Source organism: Dolichospermum flos-aquae CCAP 1403/13F (assembly GCF_012516395.1).
GTDB lineage: Bacteria > Cyanobacteriota > Cyanobacteriia > Cyanobacteriales > Nostocaceae > Dolichospermum > Dolichospermum lemmermannii.
This window is the reverse complement of record NZ_CP051206.1, coordinates 709,298-727,324: the sequence shown is the minus strand read 5'-3', so window position 1 is coordinate 727,324 and position 18,027 is coordinate 709,298. Positions and strand designations below refer to the sequence as shown.

Genomic DNA, 18,027 nt, shown 5'->3' with positions numbered 1-18,027 from the left:
AAAGGAAACGATTATTCATGGCACGCGCAAAGTTTGAAAGAACTAAACCTCACGTTAATATCGGTACTGTTGGTCACGTTGACCACGGCAAAACTACTTTAACAGCAGCTATTACCATGACCTTGGCCGCTAATGGTCAAGCGGTGGGTAAGGGTTACGACCAAATTGATAATGCACCAGAAGAAAAAGCTCGGGGTATTACAATCAATACCGCTCACGTTGAGTATGAGACAGGCAGCCGTCACTATGCTCACGTAGATTGTCCTGGACACGCTGACTATGTGAAAAACATGATCACTGGTGCGGCGCAAATGGATGGAGGCATCCTCGTAGTTGCGGCTACGGATGGTCCCATGCCCCAAACTCGTGAACACATCCTCTTGGCAAAACAAGTCGGTGTTCCTAGTCTGGTCGTGTTCTTGAACAAACAAGACATGATGGACGACGAAGAGTTGATGGAATTGGTAGAAATGGAATTGCGGGAATTGCTAACCGCTTATGATTTCCCCGGTGATGATATTCCCATTATCAAGGGTTCGGGTCTGAAAGCTCTGGAAGCAATGATTGCTAATCCCAAAACTCAGCGCGGTGAAAATGAGTGGGTAGACAAAATTTATGAGTTGATGGATGCTGTAGATGCTTCTATTCCTACTCCTGAAAGGGATGTGGATAAACCATTCTTGATGGCTGTGGAAGATGTGTTCACCATCACAGGTCGTGGGACTGTGGCTACTGGACGGATCGAACGCGGTATCGTTAAGGTTGGCGATACAGTTGAGCTAATTGGCATCAGAGATACCCGCAGTACCGCAGTCACTGGGATCGAGATGTTCAAGAAGAGCCTTGATCAAGGTATGGCTGGTGATAATGCCGGTGTATTACTACGCGGTATGAAAAAGGAAGACATTGAGCGGGGTATGGTAATAGCTAAACCAGGCTCAATTACACCTCACACTCAGTTTGAAGGCGAAGTTTACGTTTTAACTGAGAAAGAAGGCGGTCGGAAAACACCATTTTTCGCGGGTTATCGTCCTCAATTCTATGTGCGGACAACTGATGTAACTGGAACAATCAAAGCCTTTACCGATAGGGAAGGTACAGATGTGGAAATGGTTATGCCTGGCGATAACATCAAGGTAACAGTAGAATTGATCAATGCGATCGCTATTGAACAAGGTATGCGCTTCGCTATTCGTGAAGGTGGCCGGACTATTGGTGCTGGCGTTGTCGCTAAAATCTTGAAATAACACTCACCTTTTTGCTCTTATTCAAAAGGAGTAGAGATGAATTATATAATCTCTGCTCCTTTCTATTCCCATAAACAATTTTAAATTTCAGATTTGGGATGGAATTTAACATCTAAAAATCTAAAATCTAAAGTCTAAAATTTACCGAACCTGGAAAACTAAAAATGGCAACTCTACAGCAGCAGAAGATTAGAATTCGTTTAAAGGCATTTGACCGCCGTTTATTAGATACATCTTGCGAGAAGATTGTTGAAACAGCTAACCGTACCAACGCTACAGCTATCGGACCAATTCCTTTACCCACCAAACGCAAGATATATTGCGTACTGCGATCGCCTCACGTAGATAAAGATTCCCGCGAACACTTTGAAACCCGCACCCATCGCCGGATTATTGACATTTACCAGCCTTCTTCTAAAACCATTGATGCACTCATGAAGCTAGATTTACCTTCTGGTGTAGATATTGAAGTCAAATTGTAAATTTGTCATTTGTCAGTGGTCAGTAGGGGCGAAGCATTTGGAAGATAAATTATCGGTCATTGCCAAAAATAGTTCTCCAAATGCTTCGCCCGTACAGTTGTTAGTTGTTAGTAGGGGCGAAGCATTTGGAAGATAAATTATCGGTTATTGCCAAAAATAGTTCTCCAAATGCTTCGCCCGTACAGTAGTCAGTAGTGAAGGAAAAACAACGAACAACTGACAATTAGCTCTGAGACAATTTATCTCAGGGCTTTTTATTAGCTATAAAACATCATGATAAAATATGAATAAAGTACAGAGAAAGTCGGGAAGAATATAATATTTTAAGACTACAATTTATACTTAACTAACAATACTAACAATGACATCTTCTTCTAAAATTGCAGTGCGTGAACTACCTCTATTCCCATTACCCGAAGTGGTTCTATTTCCGACCAGACCATTACCTCTACATATCTTTGAATTTCGCTACAGAATCATGATGAATACGATTTTGGAGAGCGATCGCCGATTTGGGGTATTGATGATTGATCCCACAAAGGGGACAATTGCTAATGTGGGTTGTTGTGCGGAAATTCTGCATTATCAACGGCTACCTGATGACAGAATCAAGCTATTAGCTTTAGGACAGCAAAGATTTCGGGTTTTAGAATATGTCCGCGAAAAGCCCTATCGCGTCGGTTTGGTAGAATGGATTGAAGATCAACCCCCAGCTAAAGATTTACGTCCTTTAGCATCTGAGGTAGAACAACTATTGCGGGATGTTGTGCGTCTTTCTGCCAAGTTAACAGAACAAGAGATTGAACTACCAAATGATTTACCAGATTTACCCACAGAACTATCTTATTGGATAGCGAGTAATCTCTATGGTGTCGCTCCCGAACAGCAAGCATTATTAGAAATACAGGATACAGTTGCTCGTTTAGAACGAGAAGCGGAAATTCTCACTTCTACTCGTAATCATTTAGCAGCGCGTTCTGTGCTTAAAGATACGTTTAATGAAATAGAATAAAGGAAAACGTTACTTAATCTTTAAAGATCCCCGACTTCTTAGAGAAGTCGGGGATCTGAATCTGGTAATTGATTGCTATAGGATAGAGATAACAGTCCATCTATCCTGAATTTATGTCTAACTCTAAACAACCCCTGACCTATCCCACCATTAGCAAAAGTGATCAAATAGATAATTATCACGGAACTGCGGTTGCAGACCCTTACCGCGCCTTAGAAGACCCGGATACGGAAGAAACAAAGGCTTGGGTAGAAGCCCAAAATCAAGTTACTTTTAGCTACTTAAATGAAATTCCTGCTAGGGAAAAAATAAAACAGCGTCTCACCAAACTTTGGGATTATGAAAAATATGGAACTCCCTTTAAAGAAGGTGAAAGTTACTTTTATTTCAAAAATGATGGACTGCAAAATCAAAGTGTTCTCTACACTCTCCCAACCTTAGAATCAGAACCAAGAGTATTACTTGACCCTAATCAACTTTCAGAAGATGGTACAGTTGCCCTTTCAGGAATTGCTATCAGTGAAAATGGTCAACTTTTAGCTTATGGTTTATCTAGTTCTGGTTCAGATTGGCAAGAATGGAAAGTGAGAGATATTGCCACAGGTGAAGATTTACAAGATCATTTACAATGGATTAAATTTTCTGGTGCTGCTTGGACTCATGATCATCAAGGTTTTTTCTACAGTCGTTATGATGAACCAAATGAAAAAACCAAATTAGAAGATGTAAATTATTACCAAAAATTATATTATCACAAACTTGGTACACAGCAATCAGAAGATATTTTAATTTATCATCGTTCTGATGAAAAAGAATGGGGTTTTGGTGGTAACGTCACCGAAGATGGCAAATATTTGATAATTTCAATCTGGCTAGGAACTGACTCCAAAAACTTAGTTTTTTATCAAGATTTAACAAATCTAAATTCTGAAATTATCGAACTAATTAACCAATTTGCAGCCGATTATAGCTTTATTAATAATGATGATCATATTTTCTACTTTCGCACAGATTTAAATGCCCCAAAAGGCAGAGTTATTGCCATTGATACTAAAAAACCAACTTCAGCAAATTGTCAGGAAATTATTCCTCAAGCTGTAGAAACATTAGAAAGTGTTGGTATTCTGAATAATCAATTTGTGGCTGATTATCTGCAAGATGCCCATAGCCAAATCAAGATATTTGATCTCAAAGGGAATTTTATTCGAGAAGTAGAATTACCCGGAATTGGTTCAGCAAGTGGATTTGGTGGTAAACGCCATGATACAGAAACATTTTATAGTTTCACCAGCTTTACTACTCCCGGAACTATTTACCATTACGACATGAAAACGGGTAAAAGTGAAATTTTCCGGCAGCCAAAAGTAGATTTAAATGCTGATGAATATGAGACAAAACAGGTTTTTTATGAAAGTAAAGATGGTACAAAAGTGCCAATGTTTATTACCCACAAAAAAGGAATTAAATTAGATGGCAATAATCCCACTTATCTCTATGGATATGGTGGTTTTAATATCTCATTAACACCAAGTTTTTCTGTGAGTTTATTAATATGGCTAGAAATGGGGGGAGTGTATGCTGTTCCTAATTTGCGGGGTGGTGGTGAATATGGGGAAGAATGGCATCAAGCAGGAATGAAACTGCAAAAGCAAAACGTTTTTGATGATTTTATTACTGCTGCTGAATGGTTAATTGCTAATAATTACACTAAACCTGCAAAACTAGCAATTGGTGGAGGTAGTAACGGCGGTTTATTGGTGGGTGCTTGTATGACTCAACGCCCTGATTTGTTTGGTGCAGCCTTACCCGCAGTGGGTGTTATGGATATGTTGCGTTTCCATAAATTTACTATTGGTTGGGCTTGGGTAGCTGAATATGGTTCTTCAGAAAATGCGGCAGAATTTACAAATTTGTATGCTTATTCACCTTTGCATAATTTAAAGCCGGGAATAGCTTATCCGCCAACTTTAATTATTACCGCAGATCATGATGATCGTGTTGTTCCTGCCCATAGTTTTAAATTTGCTGCGGCTTTACAAGCAGCCCATAATGGTAATGCACCTGTATTAATTAGAATTGAAATAAAAGCAGGACATGGTGCAGGTAAACCGACAGCAAAAATTATTGAAGAAGCAGCAGATAAGTGGGGTTTTTTGGTACGCGTTTTGGCGATTGATGTTTAACTTATTGGTAGATAAATTTCCGATAATTTTCAGTTACTGCACACACAATACTTGTTTAAACCTGCGTCTTTAATGCTTTCACTCATATATATATATATATATATATATATATATATATATATGAGTGCATAGTATGAGTTAATATTTTGGTAAAATTTTACCTAGCGCGAATTTTGGGTTCAATGCTACTCTTACTTCGTGACTGCAAAATGAATCAAAAAAGCACTGAAAAGAAAAACTATGGCTCAAGCCCATTACCAAATCCTGTTTTTAGAAGATTCCCCAGTAGATAGGGTATTATATAGCCGCTTTTTAAGTCAAGATACGTTGGCTACATATGAGATAACTGAGGCTAAATCAGGATTAGAAGGATTAACCAAACTAGCGGAAAGCCAGCCAGATTTAATTCTTCTAGACTATCAACTGCAAGATATGAATGGGTTGGAATTTCTCAACCAGTTGCAGCTACAACTCAGTAGTCCACAGATTCCAGTGATTATTTTAACAGGAATAAGAGATGAAAAAATTGCTGTGCAAGCAATGGAGAACGGTGTTCAGGACTACATTGTTAAGGATAAAATCACTCCCCAAGGGTTGTGCCGCGCCATTCATGAGGTATTAGAGGAAACCCGCATGATGAAGAATATGCAAACCCTTTATATTCCCATCGAGCAAGCAGAATTATATCGAAATTTGCGAAAACTTAATGCCTCTTTAGAGAAAAAGGTACAGAAACTGACTGAGGAACTAGCAGTTAGTGAAAGTAAATATCGCGCTATCTTCAACCAAAAATTTCAATTTACAGGGCTACTTGACCTAGAAGGGATGGTATTGGAACTCAACCAAGCATCTTTGGAATTTACTGGGTTGCAAATGGCAGATTTGATCAACCGTCCCATTTGGGAAGTTTATGGTTGGCAAATTTCCCAGGCAACTCAGGATCAGTTAAAGCACGCGATTGCTCGTGCTGCCCAAGGTGAATTTATTTCCTACGAGGTAGAAGTACAGGGAATAGATAATCAAATCCTCACCATAGATTTCTCCATCGGACCCCTAAGGAATGATGCCGGTGAAGTAGTTATGCTGATTTCAGAGGGACGCGATATTACTGAAGCTAAACTTAATGAAGCTAAATGCAAGCAAGCAGAAGCCACTTTAAAATTTCAAGCCCAGATCCTCGAAGAAATTCACGATGCTGTCATTACTACTGATATCAATGGCATTATTCAAAGTTGGAATCTCGGTGCAGAGAACTATTATGGGTATACAGCAGCGGAAATGATTGGGCAGAGTGTGAGCATTCTCTACCTAGATCCAGTTGAACTCCAAACAAACATAATGTCAACCCTATTGGCAAAGGGTCGTCATGAGGTAGAGGTGGCTACCTGTCGCTCAAAATCAGGAGATATTGTTTATATCAACTTGCGGCTTTCGGTCATCCGGGACAACCATGGCAACATTACTCATATAGTTGGCTGCTCCCATGACATCACTAAACAGCAAGCTGCAATTAAAGAGCGGAATGATATATTAAAACAAGAACAAGCTGCTCGCAAACAAGTAGAAGCTGCTAACCAGATCAAAGATGAATTTTTGGCGGTTGTATCCCACGAATTGCGGACACCACTGAACTCTATACTCGGTTGGGCTAGTTTACTCAAAAAAGGTAAATTAAAGCCAGAAGAAACGGATAAAGCTCTAAGTATTATTGAGCGTAATGCCAAATTACAGGTTTACTTAATTAATGATTTGCTCGATATGTCCAGGATTTATCAGGGTAAAGGGACTTTGAAAGTTTCTTCAGTTAATCTCGCTACTATAATTTCAGCGGTTTCAGAAACACTGTTTTTAGCACCCAAAACTAAAAAAATTCAGATTCAAACTATTATTGAAGCAAATATTGGTCCAGTTGCTGGTGATCCAGTCCGATTGCAACAAATCCTGTGGAATTTGTTGTCCAACGCTGTCAAATTTACACCTCATGGTGGGCAAATAGAAGTGAGGCTAGAGTGTGTTGGCTTTGATGCTCAAATTACAGTCAGTGACACAGGTAAAGGAATCAGCCCAGAATTTTTACCATACATATTTGATTACTTTCGTCAAGAAGATAGCTCAACTACTAGAGAATTCGGTGGCTTGGGGTTGGGGTTGGCAATTGCCCGTAATTTAGCAGAACTGCATGGTGGCACTATTCAAGCTGATAGTCCTGGTCTGGGACAGGGAGCTACTTTCACCTTTAGACTACCTTTAATGAATGCTAACTCAGAAAATGCTGATTATCCTCAGCCACAAGATGGATATTTAGCTTAACCGAATCAAACTTAAACTCATTGGTGGTAAATGTATTACCCGGCAAAGCATTATTTTTTCTGTCAATGAACAACTAAGAATTAGTTAATGCTTCCAAAAGTGGATATAAATTGAATTATTGCGGCTGAAGTGCGAGAACTAGGGGGGAATTTCCAATATTGACTGCTCATAAACAACAAATATGACTTTTTACAACATTTTTTTAACTTCTTTCCACAATTATCATTTTTTGTGTAATCATTAGAAAGTGGGAATTAATTCGGCGGTAATGTTTGTGGTTAGTATTGACAGGCTTTCCCTTTTGGTATTTACAGACTTTTCTCCGAAATCTAAATCTCTACATTCTTATGATTTTGGAAATATTCTATGTCAATTTACGTGGGTAACCTCTCTTACGAAGTTACACAAGATGCTCTCAGTGCTGTTTTTGCAGACTATGGTGCTGTAAAACGTGTTCAACTTCCTACTGACCGTGAGACAGGCCGCTTGCGCGGCTTCGGTTTTGTGGAAATGGGTACTGAAGCTGAAGAACAGGCCGCTATTGATGCCCTTGATGGTGCTGAATGGATGGGTCGTCTTCTGAAAGTGAACAAGGCCAAACCCAAGGAAGATAGAGGTCCTGGTGGTGGTGGTGGTAGTCGCGGAGGCTACGGCGGCGGCGGTGGTAACCGTGGTGGCGGCGGCGGTCGCTATTAAGCTGAATTTAGCTAAGATCTTTTAGTTATTCAATGCTGAAAAAATTACCTATTCCCTTCGCTGGGTGGGTAATTTTTTTGATCGTAAAACCTCTTCTCCAGAAAGTACAGCCGGAAGTTGGACAATTTCTACAGGTTTTCCTAGTCGGTAGATTTCCACTTGTTGATTTTGGGGGTTAATTAACCAACCCAAACGCAAACCATTATCTATCATAAGACCTCGCGGTAAGTGGGAAACGAGCGCGTCTTTAGACCTGAGAGGGAAACGGCACGAGGGATTTTAATCCCTGTGGTATGTTAGAATTAAATTGTGAGTAAGAACAAAAAACATCTACGTGTTGAAGCATCCTAGTACGGAGAAATTCCGGCTCCTATGAAACAACGGTTAGGTTTAAGTCCTAACGGCAGTATTGACTTGAAAGAGCGAGTAATGGCAGGTTGTGGAGCGTACCGCGTCTTGGCTTAGTGATGGATTCTAAAAACACTGAAAACCATAAAAGTAAGCGCAATTTCGACACCTTGATTGGCAGTTGTTTTGAGCGTTTAGGCGGCGTTTGACGGTCGCAGCGAGATTAGATTGAGCTAAACTCTTAATTTAATTCTGTCAGTAGAATCTCAGTGGCTGTCTTCCCTGAGAGTGTCAATTAGCCTTCTTCATCATCACCAAAATCAGGTTCAACACCAAGAGCGCGTAATTGTGCTGCTAATCTTTCTGCACGTCTTCTTTCTCGCTCTCCTTGTTTTCTTTCCCGTTCTGCCAGTGTGAGAACCCAGTTACCTGACGCATCATACCAGCGTAACCACTGCCGTTCAATGCCTTGATAGACACCTTGCCACAGTCCCAAACCTAATTCAATATCATTTAGCCATACACGCAGTTGATTGATTTCCAATTCAGCATAACTACTTCCCTGTAACTGAAATGCTCTTAACTGGTCAGTGTAACGGTCAAAAACCAGATAATAGGGTACTCTTAAAACTCGTTCGTAAACTTCCCACTTAGTTGGAGGTTGACTAGCATCTCGTAAGGTTCTCCCTAAATCTTCTTTTTCTGTTCCTGGTGAAATAAATTCTACCACGACAAAAGGATTAACGCCTTCTTGCCAAACTACATAACTCAGTCGCAGTTCTTTTTGTGCATACAACCTGGGGACATCAACTACCGCAAACCAGTCAGGGCGTTTATACCATAATGGATGATGAACATCATAGTAAAGATTTAAGTCTGTGGCGATAAATACCTGATTTTCCGGGAACTTTGCCGGACAAAAAGTTTCCCGTAATAACTGGGGTTGTAAAAGATGAAATTCGTCTGGCAAACCGGGTTCCTCTGGGTCTTCGCTAGGTAAATCATACATTGTCGGTAGGAATTCCTGAGCAGAACGCGGTGGGTCTGTTTGATACATAACGGCTGCAAAAAAGAAATGTCAACTTCACTATCAATACCTTGTCCATTTTCTGCTTTGTTGGGTTTCATGCTTCAACCCAACCTACAAATCTAACTTTATTGCTTGAGAACTAGATTTACACACTTTAATAATTTTGTAGTTCTCAAAAAACTATACTTGTATTCTGGGATTGGAGGCAGAGCCTCCTGGTAGGCATTCCCAGCCGGAGTCTGGGAACGAGCAATTATCTACGGTTTAATTTCATTTTAAAATAACTAAAATAAAAGATGGTTAAATATGTGAAATAGATACTCTTGGTCAAATTTTAGTGGTTGCATATACATGACACAAGGATGAGGTTGGACTTATCTATACTCGCTTTCAACTATCCTTCCCTATAGAAGTCGCTGCAATTTGAATAATTTTGAATTTACAAAAGTAGGTAAATTATGCTTCAAGCCTTACCAAAAATAGTAACTTTTGCAGAATTTATAGAATGGCTACCTGATAAGGGACGCTATGAATTACATGATGGAGTGATTGTTGAAATGAATCCACCCGTAGGTTTTCATGAAGATATTATTTGTTTTTTAGCTGAGAGAATCACGGCTGAGTATTTACGGTTGAATTTACCTTATGGAATCCCAAAAACCACTTTTGTGAAAACACCAGGAAGCGAATCCAGCTATTTACCAGATGTGTTAGTAATCAATAGAAACATTCTAGCAACTGACCCAAACTGGAGAAAATCAGCAGTAATTTCTGAACCTGATTTTATTCCTTTAGTTATTGAAGTTGTGAGTACAAATTGGCAAGATGACTATTATAAAAAGCTGGGAGATTACGAAAGATTAGGTATTGCTGAATATTGGATTGTGGATTATTTAGCACTGGGAAGTAAAAGGTTTATTGGTAGTCCTAAACAACCAACTATTTCTATTCATCAACTAATAGATAGAGAATACCAAATTAGTCAATTTACAGGTAGTGAATTGATAGTATCATCAACTTTCCCAGAATTAAATTTGACTGCGGAACAAATTTTCAAAGCAGGTAATATTGATTAAACCTTCCTGCCTGAGTTTTTCCAATTTCTGCAAAACACTGTTTACTTTTTTATGTATAGGACTTACGCAAAATATCTCTCAAACCCTCATTTCTCTGTGAACTCTGTGCCTCTGTGGTTCGTTTTTCCATGACTTGTGCGTAAGTCCTAATGTAAAAATATTTATCTGGAATCTGCTGTACATTTAGGTGGGCAATGCCCACCCTACTGTTTAATAATAACTCGCGGATTTGCGATAATGTACCGCTGTGACAGCATCTTGATTTAAGACTTTACCATCATCAACAGTGGCATAAACTAACCAATGATCACCAGATTCCATCCGACTTTGGACAGAACATTCTAGATATGCTAAAGCACCATTGAGAATAATGCCGCCATTATTGGCTTCTTGAATGTCCAAACCGGCAAATCTATCTTGTCCAGGGGCGTAAACTTTCATAAATTGCTTACGGATTTCTTTCCCTTCCGCCAAGATATTAACTACAAATTTGTTATTTGTATAGGATAAGGATTCCATAGCCCGGTCTTTAGCTACCGCAATGGTTAAACCAGGAGGATTAAAACTGGCTTGTGTTACCCAAGATGCTAACATTCCCGTTTTAACATCACCTTGAGTGGCTGTAACCACACATATAGAACCAACAATCCGCCCTACAGCTTGTTCGACATTACTTGCTGGTTGTTTAGCCACAACTGACTTTTTCGCGGCGCGTTTCAATGCTTGGGCGAAATCAGTTCCCGCTTCTTCGCAGGTTTGTAAAGTGACTTCATTGGGTTTGAATTTAACGCGAATGGTGTCAAATCCAAATCTGTATCCCGCGTCTTTGAGTTTGCTTTCAATTAAATCAACGGCTTCTCCACTCCAACCAAAAGAACCAAATACACCGGCTAATTTATTGTTAGTTGCGGTAGAAAGGACAATTCCTAATGCTGTTTGTACCGGTGTGGGTGCGTGTCCTCCTAAGGTGGGAGAACCTATGACGAAACCTGCGGATTTTGCAATTGCGGCTTTGATTTCTTCAGGTTCGGTAAATTCGCAGTTAATGGCTTCGACACTGACACCGGCTTTGGTAATGCCGCGAGCGATCGCCTGTGCTAAAGTTGCAGTATTGCCATAGGCTGAGGCGTAAATTAAAGCCACTGTCATATCAGCGGAAGTTTGCTGTTTAGTCCATTCCCGATAGCCTTTGGTAATATCAATTAAACCATAGCGGACTATTGGACCATGACCAGTAGCATACATTCGCACTGGCAAATCTGCCAATTTCTCTAAAGCCGTTTCGATTTGTCTGGCGTGAGGTGCCATTAAACAGTCAAAATAATAGCGTCTATCTTCGTTAAATACTTCCCAACCTTCATCAAAAACCTGATCTGAGCAAATATGCGCTCCAAATAATTTATCAGAAAACAAGATTTCTGTTTGCGGGTCCCAGGTACAAAGTTCGTCAGCGTAACGGGGGTTAGGTGTGGGAATAAATTGTAAATGATGTCCTTTTCCTAAATCTAGGGTATCTTCTCCCCGCATGACCAAAATTTGTAAATCGTCTTTTTCCAAAGCTGCGCGTAAATTTATCGACCCTGGGTTAGAACAAACAAAGGTAATTTGGGGGGCAATTTCCAGTAAAGCTTTTAACGTTGCAGCGCGGTTGGGGTTAATGTGACCCAGAATTACATAATCGAGTTTTTTGACATCAAACCGCTGTTGTAAGGCTGCGAGATAAATTTCGGTAAAAGTTTCGCCAGGGGGGTCAAGCAGGGCATTTTTATCGCCTTGGATGAGATAGGAATTAGCCGTTGTTCCTTTGGCTAAAGCATATTCAGTTTCAAATCTTAATCTTGCCCAACTGCGCGATCGCAATATTATGGTATCTGTACCAATGGGCAATATTTGCACGTCACGGGGTTTAGTGGTCATTGGTGATTGGTGATTGGTATGAATTATGTTTCGCGCAAAGGCACAAAGGAGCAAAGGCGCAAAGGTTAAGATTTTTAATTTTCCAATTTCAGAGGGAACGGGGCATATTTTAATATATACCTTTCTGTAAATCTAGCTAAAGCATATTCAATTTCAAATCTTAATCTAGCCCAACTGCGCGATCGCAATATTATGGTATCTGTACCAATGGGCAATATTTGCACATCACGGGGTTTAGTGGTCATTGGTAATGAGTAATTGGGAAAAACTCTTGCGCCTCTGCTCCCTCCATGATAGGTTTTTTTGACATAAGCTGTGACGAATTTACTTTTTTTGCCCGAAAGCCTTAGAGGTTGTTTGAAAAGTATTATATGAAACCCATAATCTCCAAAAACCCGATAATTATATCCAGATATAACTGTTCACACTCCCTCCTATCTTTAACGAGAGATCAAGGGTTGCGATAATTTTAGAGGGGAGGAGTGAATAACTACATTCAGATGTGATAATTTTTTATATTTTGCTATTGCCATTTGGGTGATTTTGAACTATCATACTGCTAAGTACCGAGTCGGTACACATAAAGAAATTAAAAGCATAGGAAATATAATGATCACCAAGAATTTTCAAAAATTGGGGGCGTTAGTTGCTTCCCTGGTAGGCATTCTAACTCTTTCTAGTGCGGCGGAGGCTATTACCTTCACTACCTTCACTAGTCCTGGAGGTGCCATCCTAGGTAAAACTGCCTCCACTGCCTCTCAGGAGGTTACTACTGCTGAAATAACTAATCCACTTACCATTAATTTCGTTAAATCCGTAACCATTAACGGTCTTAACATTGAAAAAAATGCTAGAAGGTTGAGCGGCACTCTTAGTCTTAGGGATGCGTTGGGTAATGATATTGTAGCTCCCGTAGCACTATTTTCTAGTAATGGTGCTCTTACAGCTACAGGTGGTGTGATCACCAATGGCAGCTTCACTTTCATCGATACCATTGCTTCGTCTTGGCCGGGTGCAACCGGAACCTATCCTGCTAGCCCCTCCTATCCTGCTGGCACCTATGGAAGTGTGGATTCCTTCTCAGTCTTCAATGATCTCGACCTCAATGGTACACACTGGGCATTCAATTTAACAAACGCTGCAAACGGCAGCAGCGGAACCGCTTCGTTCACAAATTTTTCAGTTAATGCTGCTGTTCCCTTTGAGTCTAATGCCGCGCCAGCAGGTGTGGCGATTGTCTTTGGTGCTTTTGTATTGCGGAGAAAGTTACAGCAGCGCTCGGCTCGGATGATGTCACTAGAGTCGGTTAATTCCTAATTTAAGCTCAATAGACATCTGGTGAAAATGAATGTAGAGACGTTCTATAGAACGTCTCTACAATGGTTTCAAACCACGCACATTTAATTACCGGAGATGTCCAGTTTCATAGTAAAAGTCATCTGAAGATGACTATACTCAACAAGGCTTAATTATTTGATTTAAGCGGGTAGGGGTTTAGCAATGCTAAACCCCTACAATACTTAATAGTGGTTTCCTACTTTCCGGTGGTGTACTGCTGTCATGGCATCGGGATTGGATACTCTACCGGCGTAAGCTGTGCTGTATACTGCCCAATGATCACCACAATCCATGCGGCTAACTACTTCGCATTCTATGTATGCTAGGGCATCTGTGAGGATAGGTGCGCCATTTTCAGCAGGTTGGGTTTTCACACCTTGAAAACGATCTGCACCGGGAGCAAATCTTTTTAAGAAGTGTTTCATTAATGGTTGATAGTTGCCTTCTTCGAGTACATTGAGAACGAAGCGATCGCCTACTTGCATGAGTGATTCTATGGCTCGGTCTTTGGCGACGGCGATGGAAAAGCCCAAGGGTTTAAAGCTGGCTTGACTTACCCAGGAAGCTAACATGGCGCTGGATACGTCGGATTTTTTGGCTGTGATGATATATAAACCACCGCTAATTCTGCCCAAGGCTTTATCTAAGTCAGCAGCCAGGGATTTCATGGCTTTGATGCTTTTGTCTCTTGTTACCCATTGTCCCAAGTCTGTCCCCGCTTCTTCACATTTTTTGTAAGTGTTAGCTGTGGGTGTTTCCCGAATTTCAATTACGGGAAAAGATAAGTGTAAGCCTAAAGCCCGGAATTTATTTAATAGGGGATAGGTGGGTTCATCATCTCCTCCACCAGTTTCAAAAATGCCAATGGCTTGTTTTTCTTTGGCAGAACCTAAAACGGTGCTGAGGGCGGCTTGAATGTTAGAATTGCCTGAAGTTGGGGGCATTCCCACAACTAAGCCTGTACAACGTCCTACCAGTTCCCGCAGTTCTTGTAATTCGTTGACGCTGGCTAAATCTACTATTTCGACAGCGACACCAGTTTTTGTCATCCCGTTAGCAATAGATTGGGCAATGCGATCGCCAAAACCGTACTCGGAAACGTAAAATATTCCTACAGGGGTTTCGGCTTTGGTTTGGCCTTGACTCCAACTGCGATAACGTCCGGTTAATTCTTCCACATTGTGATACAATAGGGGTCCGTGTCCGGTGGCAATCATGCGAATGGTTTTCAATTCTGCCATGCGCTTCATTGCGGAAAGGACAGAACGGGCATTTGGACCCATTAAACATTCGTAGTAATATTGGAAATCAGCTTCTATTGCTGCTAAATCGTCATCAAAGGTACTTTCTGAGCAGTAATGTAACCCAAAAGCATCGCAGGTGTAGAGAATTTGGGTTTTGTGGTCAAAGGTGAAAATGGTATCAGGCCAGTGTAAATTAGGAGCAATGACAAATTCAAATTCATGTCCATTGCCTAAATCTAAGCGATCGCCATTTTTGACAATTTTGCGGTTAAATGGTTGATGTACCATGTCCTCCAAAAACTGAATTGCCACCTTTGACGCAACCACAGTTATATGAGGAGCGAGTTGTAGTAAGTCTTTTACTAAACCGCTGTGATCTGGTTCAGTGTGACTAACAATTAAATAATCAATATCTTGGGGATTAATTAAACCGGTGAGAGTATCAAAATAAAGTTTGCGAAACTTTTCATGGGAAGTATCAACCAGGGCGATTTTTTCCCCCCGAATCAGAAAAGAGTTGTAGGTTGTACCATTTTGTAAACCAAATTCAATATCAAAGCGATCGCGGTCCCAATCTAAAGACCGAATTGCGGTAGTATCTTCACTAATCTCTACAGTATTTATAGTCAGACGCTTTTCTAGTTTCTCGGTAAGCAATACCATAACGCCCCTCTTGAATAAATTGAGTATTTATGCCTTTCTCTTATTGTGGCACAGCTTGAATATTAATTTTTATTAAAAAACATATACCTCAGTTAAGAAAATTAAAACTGTCAACAATCATCCTCAGTCAAAAGACCAACAGCATCTTTCCATAGTCCTAATTGTGGGCAATTCCCGTCTCCATTGGGCATTATTCATAGATAAAATCTTATACTTAATAATGGATAAATCTTATCTACTTAGGTCAGCGGGGCTAACTTAAAGTGTAAGCATTCAGCTATCAGTGGTCAGCAGTCAGCTAAAATCGGATTTTAGGGGTTTTGAAGTGGGGAGACTGACATCAGTAATTAATATTCAGAATGCTGATCAATTCAATTCTTGCTGATAGCTGATAGCTGACGGCTGAATGCTTACCTTAGAGGATGTTTGAAAAGTATCAGAATTAATCGAGATCCCCCCAACCCCCCTTACAAAGGGGGGCTAAATTCCTCAAAGTCCCCCTTTTCAAGGGGGATTTAGGGGGATCTGCGGGTGTCAGATCCCACACGAAAAAGTTTTCAAACAACCTCTTAAAGTTAATCAGCTACTGAAGCATCAGTAAAAAAATAGAACCAGGAATTAATTAAAGTTTGAAAGTGGGGGTTAATCTCCTCCTTTATTTGAATTGATAATTACTTATTGTTCTCTGTTCACTTTATTCAAAGTAGTTTAATGGTTAATTATTAAAATAGATTTATCTTTCTGTTCTAGAAAATACTATGCCACAGCGGATAATTATAGAAGTCAATAATTTGTTTAAACGGGATAGAATTGTTCGTAACTTAGAACTTTTTCAGGATATTATTGTTATCTCCCTTTGCGTAAGTTTGTTTTGTGTAATGCTCATTCGCTTAGGAGATATGTTTTTATCATTTTTAAGTCCATTAGATCTACGGCAAGTAACATCTGATATTTTGTTTATTTTGATATTAGTAGAACTGTTTCGGTTGTTAGTTGATTACCTGCAAGAACGGAGTATTTCTGTAGGTGCAGCGGTAGAAATTACGATTGTTTCGGCTTTACGAGAGGTAATTTTACGTGGTGTATTAGAAATTTCCCGCGACCAACTTTTTGGACTTTCTGTATTTCTACTAATTTTATCAGGAATTTTCCTGGCTTTACCTTGGATGCCTCGTTTATTAGAACAGGTGAAAATTAATCAGCATGAAACAGTAGACACAAAACCAGAATTGTAATTTTATTGAAGAATAGGGAAAAGGATTATTTTACTAATTCCCTATTTAATTTTTGAGTATATTTGCTAAATAGTTTTTGTGGGACGCTGAAATCCTACTGATAAAATAATACCTTTGCCATTGCTACGTAACGCTGAGGTAAACAATCCAACCTCCAAATCAAGGCTTTTCTCAATTTGGCGTAAGTATTAATCAAAATAACTTTATCTAGACTCCGAAATAAGATACTATAGTTGCTAAAACTTTATCCTCAAATATATGTCGCAATTAACATCAAAACAATGGATTTTAATTCAACAGAGAATAACACCTTATTTATTTTTATTACCAGCCTTAATTATTTTAACATTAACTGTTTTTTATCCAGCAGTTCAAGCCTTTTATCTGAGTTTTACCAACTATGAAAATATAGGAGATCCTCCACAATGGATTGGGTTTAAGAACTTTGTGCGTTTATCGAAAGATCCAGTTTTTTGGCAAACATTACAAAATACATTTCTTTATCTAATTGGTGTTGTGCCAATTTTAGTATTTTTACCCTTGGGTTTAGCAATTTTAGTCAATCAAAAACTGCGGGGAATGAATTGGTTTAGAACAGCATATTATACCCCAGTTGTAATTTCTATGGTAGTAGCTGGGATAGCTTGGAAATGGTTATATGCAGAAAACGGATTGCTGAATCAAATTCTCAAAACTTTAGGAATTTTTCCCGACGGAATTCCCTGGTTAACAAGTCCTGATAAGATATTGGGAATTGTCCCCATTTCCCTAGCTAGTATTATGGTTGTAACTATTTGGAAAGGTTTAGGCTACTACATGATTATTTATTTAGCTGGATTGCAAGCCATTCCCGCTGATATTTATGAAGCCGCGGCTATTGATGGTTCAGACGATATTCGTAAACATTGGGATATTACCTTACCATTGATGCAACCCTATTTAGCTTTAGTGGCTGTAATTTCGGCGATTTCTGCAACTAAAGTTTTTGAAGAAGTTTATATTATGACCCAAGGTGGACCGCTGAATAGTTCTAAGACAATTGTTTATTATTTGTATGAACAAGCATTTGGTAATTTAGAAATTAGCTATGCTTGTACCATCGGTTTAGTGCTATTTTTAGTTATCTTAGGTTTATCAATTTTAAGATTAGTTATCAATCAAGATGGGAATGATTTTAGTGTTTAATATTTAGGGCTTGCTGAAAAAGTTATCTGTGAGGGCTAGAGGTATGGCTAAGAGGATGTTT

15 protein-coding genes and 1 pseudogene are annotated in these 18,027 nt (G+C 39.6%); 11 read left to right on the top strand and 5 right to left on the bottom strand.

Annotated features, from left to right (window positions below; all coding sequences use genetic code 11):
• The first annotated feature begins 17 nt into the window (after nucleotides 1-17).
• From tuf to rbp, 7 genes are all read left to right on the top strand, one after another.
• On the top strand, nucleotides 18-1,247 hold the full coding sequence (gene tuf / locus HGD76_RS03790) for an elongation factor Tu (protein WP_168695010.1): 1,230 nt from the start codon (nucleotides 18-20) through the stop codon (nucleotides 1,245-1,247).
• Nucleotides 1,248-1,411: 164 nt separating this feature from the next.
• Nucleotides 1,412-1,729 (top strand): 30S ribosomal protein S10, encoded by a 318-nt coding sequence (gene rpsJ / locus HGD76_RS03785; RefSeq protein ID WP_015078100.1) that lies wholly within the window; start codon nucleotides 1,412-1,414, stop codon nucleotides 1,727-1,729.
• Nucleotides 1,713-1,865, top strand: a complete 153-nt coding sequence (locus tag HGD76_RS03780; protein WP_233467030.1) for a hypothetical protein — start codon at nucleotides 1,713-1,715, stop codon at nucleotides 1,863-1,865. The genes rpsJ and HGD76_RS03780 overlap by 17 nt, the downstream gene beginning before the upstream one ends.
• 225 nt (nucleotides 1,866-2,090) lie before the next feature.
• Complete coding sequence (locus tag HGD76_RS03775; RefSeq protein WP_168695009.1) at nucleotides 2,091-2,741, top strand: LON peptidase substrate-binding domain-containing protein; 651 nt, start codon at nucleotides 2,091-2,093, stop codon at nucleotides 2,739-2,741.
• A 113-nt stretch (nucleotides 2,742-2,854) separates the two neighbouring features.
• Entirely contained in the window at nucleotides 2,855-4,924 is a 2,070-nt protein-coding gene (locus HGD76_RS03770; protein ID WP_168695008.1) for a prolyl oligopeptidase family serine peptidase, read from the top strand.
• Nucleotides 4,925-5,164: 240 nt separating this feature from the next.
• Nucleotides 5,165-7,234: a hybrid sensor histidine kinase/response regulator gene (locus HGD76_RS03765; RefSeq protein ID WP_168695007.1), complete on the top strand. Its 2,070-nt coding sequence runs from the start codon at nucleotides 5,165-5,167 to the stop codon at nucleotides 7,232-7,234.
• A 366-nt stretch (nucleotides 7,235-7,600) separates the two neighbouring features.
• Entirely contained in the window at nucleotides 7,601-7,930 is a 330-nt protein-coding gene (rbp, locus tag HGD76_RS03760; RefSeq protein ID WP_148763577.1) for an RNA-binding regulator, read from the top strand.
• Between the two features lie 48 nt (nucleotides 7,931-7,978).
• On the opposite strand, the pseudogene HGD76_RS03755 reads toward rbp, so the two are convergent.
• Both HGD76_RS03755 and HGD76_RS03750 read right to left on the bottom strand, forming a co-directional pair.
• Nucleotides 7,979-8,140: pseudogene (locus tag HGD76_RS03755) on the bottom strand (Uma2 family endonuclease); the annotation flags it as partial.
• 433 nt (nucleotides 8,141-8,573) lie between these two features.
• Nucleotides 8,574-9,335 carry a Uma2 family endonuclease gene (locus HGD76_RS03750; RefSeq protein ID WP_168695006.1) on the bottom strand — a complete coding sequence of 254 codons (762 nt, stop codon included), beginning with the start codon at nucleotides 9,333-9,335 and terminating at the stop codon, nucleotides 8,574-8,576.
• Nucleotides 9,336-9,766: 431 nt separating this feature from the next.
• On the opposite strand from HGD76_RS03750, the gene HGD76_RS03745 reads away from it, so the two are divergent.
• Nucleotides 9,767-10,384 carry a Uma2 family endonuclease gene (locus tag HGD76_RS03745; RefSeq protein WP_168695005.1) on the top strand — a complete coding sequence of 206 codons (618 nt, stop codon included), beginning with the start codon at nucleotides 9,767-9,769 and terminating at the stop codon, nucleotides 10,382-10,384.
• A 210-nt stretch (nucleotides 10,385-10,594) separates the two neighbouring features.
• On the opposite strand, the gene HGD76_RS03740 is transcribed toward HGD76_RS03745, so the two are convergent.
• Nucleotides 10,595-12,301, bottom strand: a complete 1,707-nt coding sequence (locus HGD76_RS03740) for a diflavin flavoprotein (RefSeq protein ID WP_168695004.1) — start codon at nucleotides 12,299-12,301, stop codon at nucleotides 10,595-10,597.
• A 74-nt stretch (nucleotides 12,302-12,375) separates the two neighbouring features.
• On the bottom strand, nucleotides 12,376-12,546 hold the full coding sequence (locus HGD76_RS03735) for a hypothetical protein (RefSeq protein ID WP_168695003.1): 171 nt from the start codon (nucleotides 12,544-12,546) through the stop codon (nucleotides 12,376-12,378).
• A gap of 298 nt (nucleotides 12,547-12,844) precedes the next feature.
• On the opposite strand from HGD76_RS03735, the gene HGD76_RS03730 reads away from it, so the two are divergent.
• Nucleotides 12,845-13,618, top strand: a complete 774-nt coding sequence (locus HGD76_RS03730) for a hypothetical protein (RefSeq protein ID WP_210967716.1) — start codon at nucleotides 12,845-12,847, stop codon at nucleotides 13,616-13,618.
• A gap of 203 nt (nucleotides 13,619-13,821) precedes the next feature.
• Here HGD76_RS03730 and HGD76_RS03725 read toward each other — a convergent pair whose 3' ends face one another.
• The gene (locus HGD76_RS03725) at nucleotides 13,822-15,546 is read right to left on the bottom strand and encodes a diflavin flavoprotein (RefSeq protein ID WP_168695001.1); all 1,725 of its coding nucleotides are present in this window, start codon (nucleotides 15,544-15,546) and stop codon (nucleotides 13,822-13,824) included.
• 758 nt (nucleotides 15,547-16,304) lie between these two features.
• On the opposite strand from HGD76_RS03725, the gene HGD76_RS03720 reads away from it, so the two are divergent.
• Together HGD76_RS03720 and HGD76_RS03715 are read left to right on the top strand one after the other, a co-directional pair.
• Complete coding sequence (locus HGD76_RS03720) at nucleotides 16,305-16,781, top strand: phosphate-starvation-inducible PsiE family protein (protein WP_015078089.1); 477 nt, start codon at nucleotides 16,305-16,307, stop codon at nucleotides 16,779-16,781.
• Between the two features lie 258 nt (nucleotides 16,782-17,039).
• A complete protein-coding gene (locus tag HGD76_RS03715) occupies nucleotides 17,040-17,966 on the top strand; it encodes a carbohydrate ABC transporter permease (protein WP_168695000.1) in 927 nt (308 codons plus the stop codon).
• The last annotated feature ends 61 nt before the right edge of the window (nucleotides 17,967-18,027 follow it).

Coding starts and splice junctions, on each gene's coding strand:
- rbp (WP_148763577.1), top strand. CDS start 7,601: ATGTCAATTTACGTGGGTAACCTCTCTTACGAAGTTACACAAGATGCT.
- HGD76_RS03750 (WP_168695006.1), bottom strand. CDS start 9,335: ATGTATCAAACAGACCCACCGCGTTCTGCTCAGGAATTCCTACCGACA.
- tuf (WP_168695010.1), top strand. CDS start 18: ATGGCACGCGCAAAGTTTGAAAGAACTAAACCTCACGTTAATATCGGT.
- HGD76_RS03770 (WP_168695008.1), top strand. CDS start 2,855: ATGTCTAACTCTAAACAACCCCTGACCTATCCCACCATTAGCAAAAGT.
- HGD76_RS03725 (WP_168695001.1), bottom strand. CDS start 15,546: ATGGTATTGCTTACCGAGAAACTAGAAAAGCGTCTGACTATAAATACT.
- HGD76_RS03720 (WP_015078089.1), top strand. CDS start 16,305: ATGCCACAGCGGATAATTATAGAAGTCAATAATTTGTTTAAACGGGAT.
- rpsJ (WP_015078100.1), top strand. CDS start 1,412: ATGGCAACTCTACAGCAGCAGAAGATTAGAATTCGTTTAAAGGCATTT.
- HGD76_RS03775 (WP_168695009.1), top strand. CDS start 2,091: ATGACATCTTCTTCTAAAATTGCAGTGCGTGAACTACCTCTATTCCCA.
- HGD76_RS03735 (WP_168695003.1), bottom strand. CDS start 12,546: ATGACCACTAAACCCCGTGATGTGCAAATATTGCCCATTGGTACAGAT.
- HGD76_RS03765 (WP_168695007.1), top strand. CDS start 5,165: ATGGCTCAAGCCCATTACCAAATCCTGTTTTTAGAAGATTCCCCAGTA.
- HGD76_RS03740 (WP_168695004.1), bottom strand. CDS start 12,301: ATGACCACTAAACCCCGTGACGTGCAAATATTGCCCATTGGTACAGAT.
- HGD76_RS03745 (WP_168695005.1), top strand. CDS start 9,767: ATGCTTCAAGCCTTACCAAAAATAGTAACTTTTGCAGAATTTATAGAA.
- HGD76_RS03715 (WP_168695000.1), top strand. CDS start 17,040: ATGTCGCAATTAACATCAAAACAATGGATTTTAATTCAACAGAGAATA.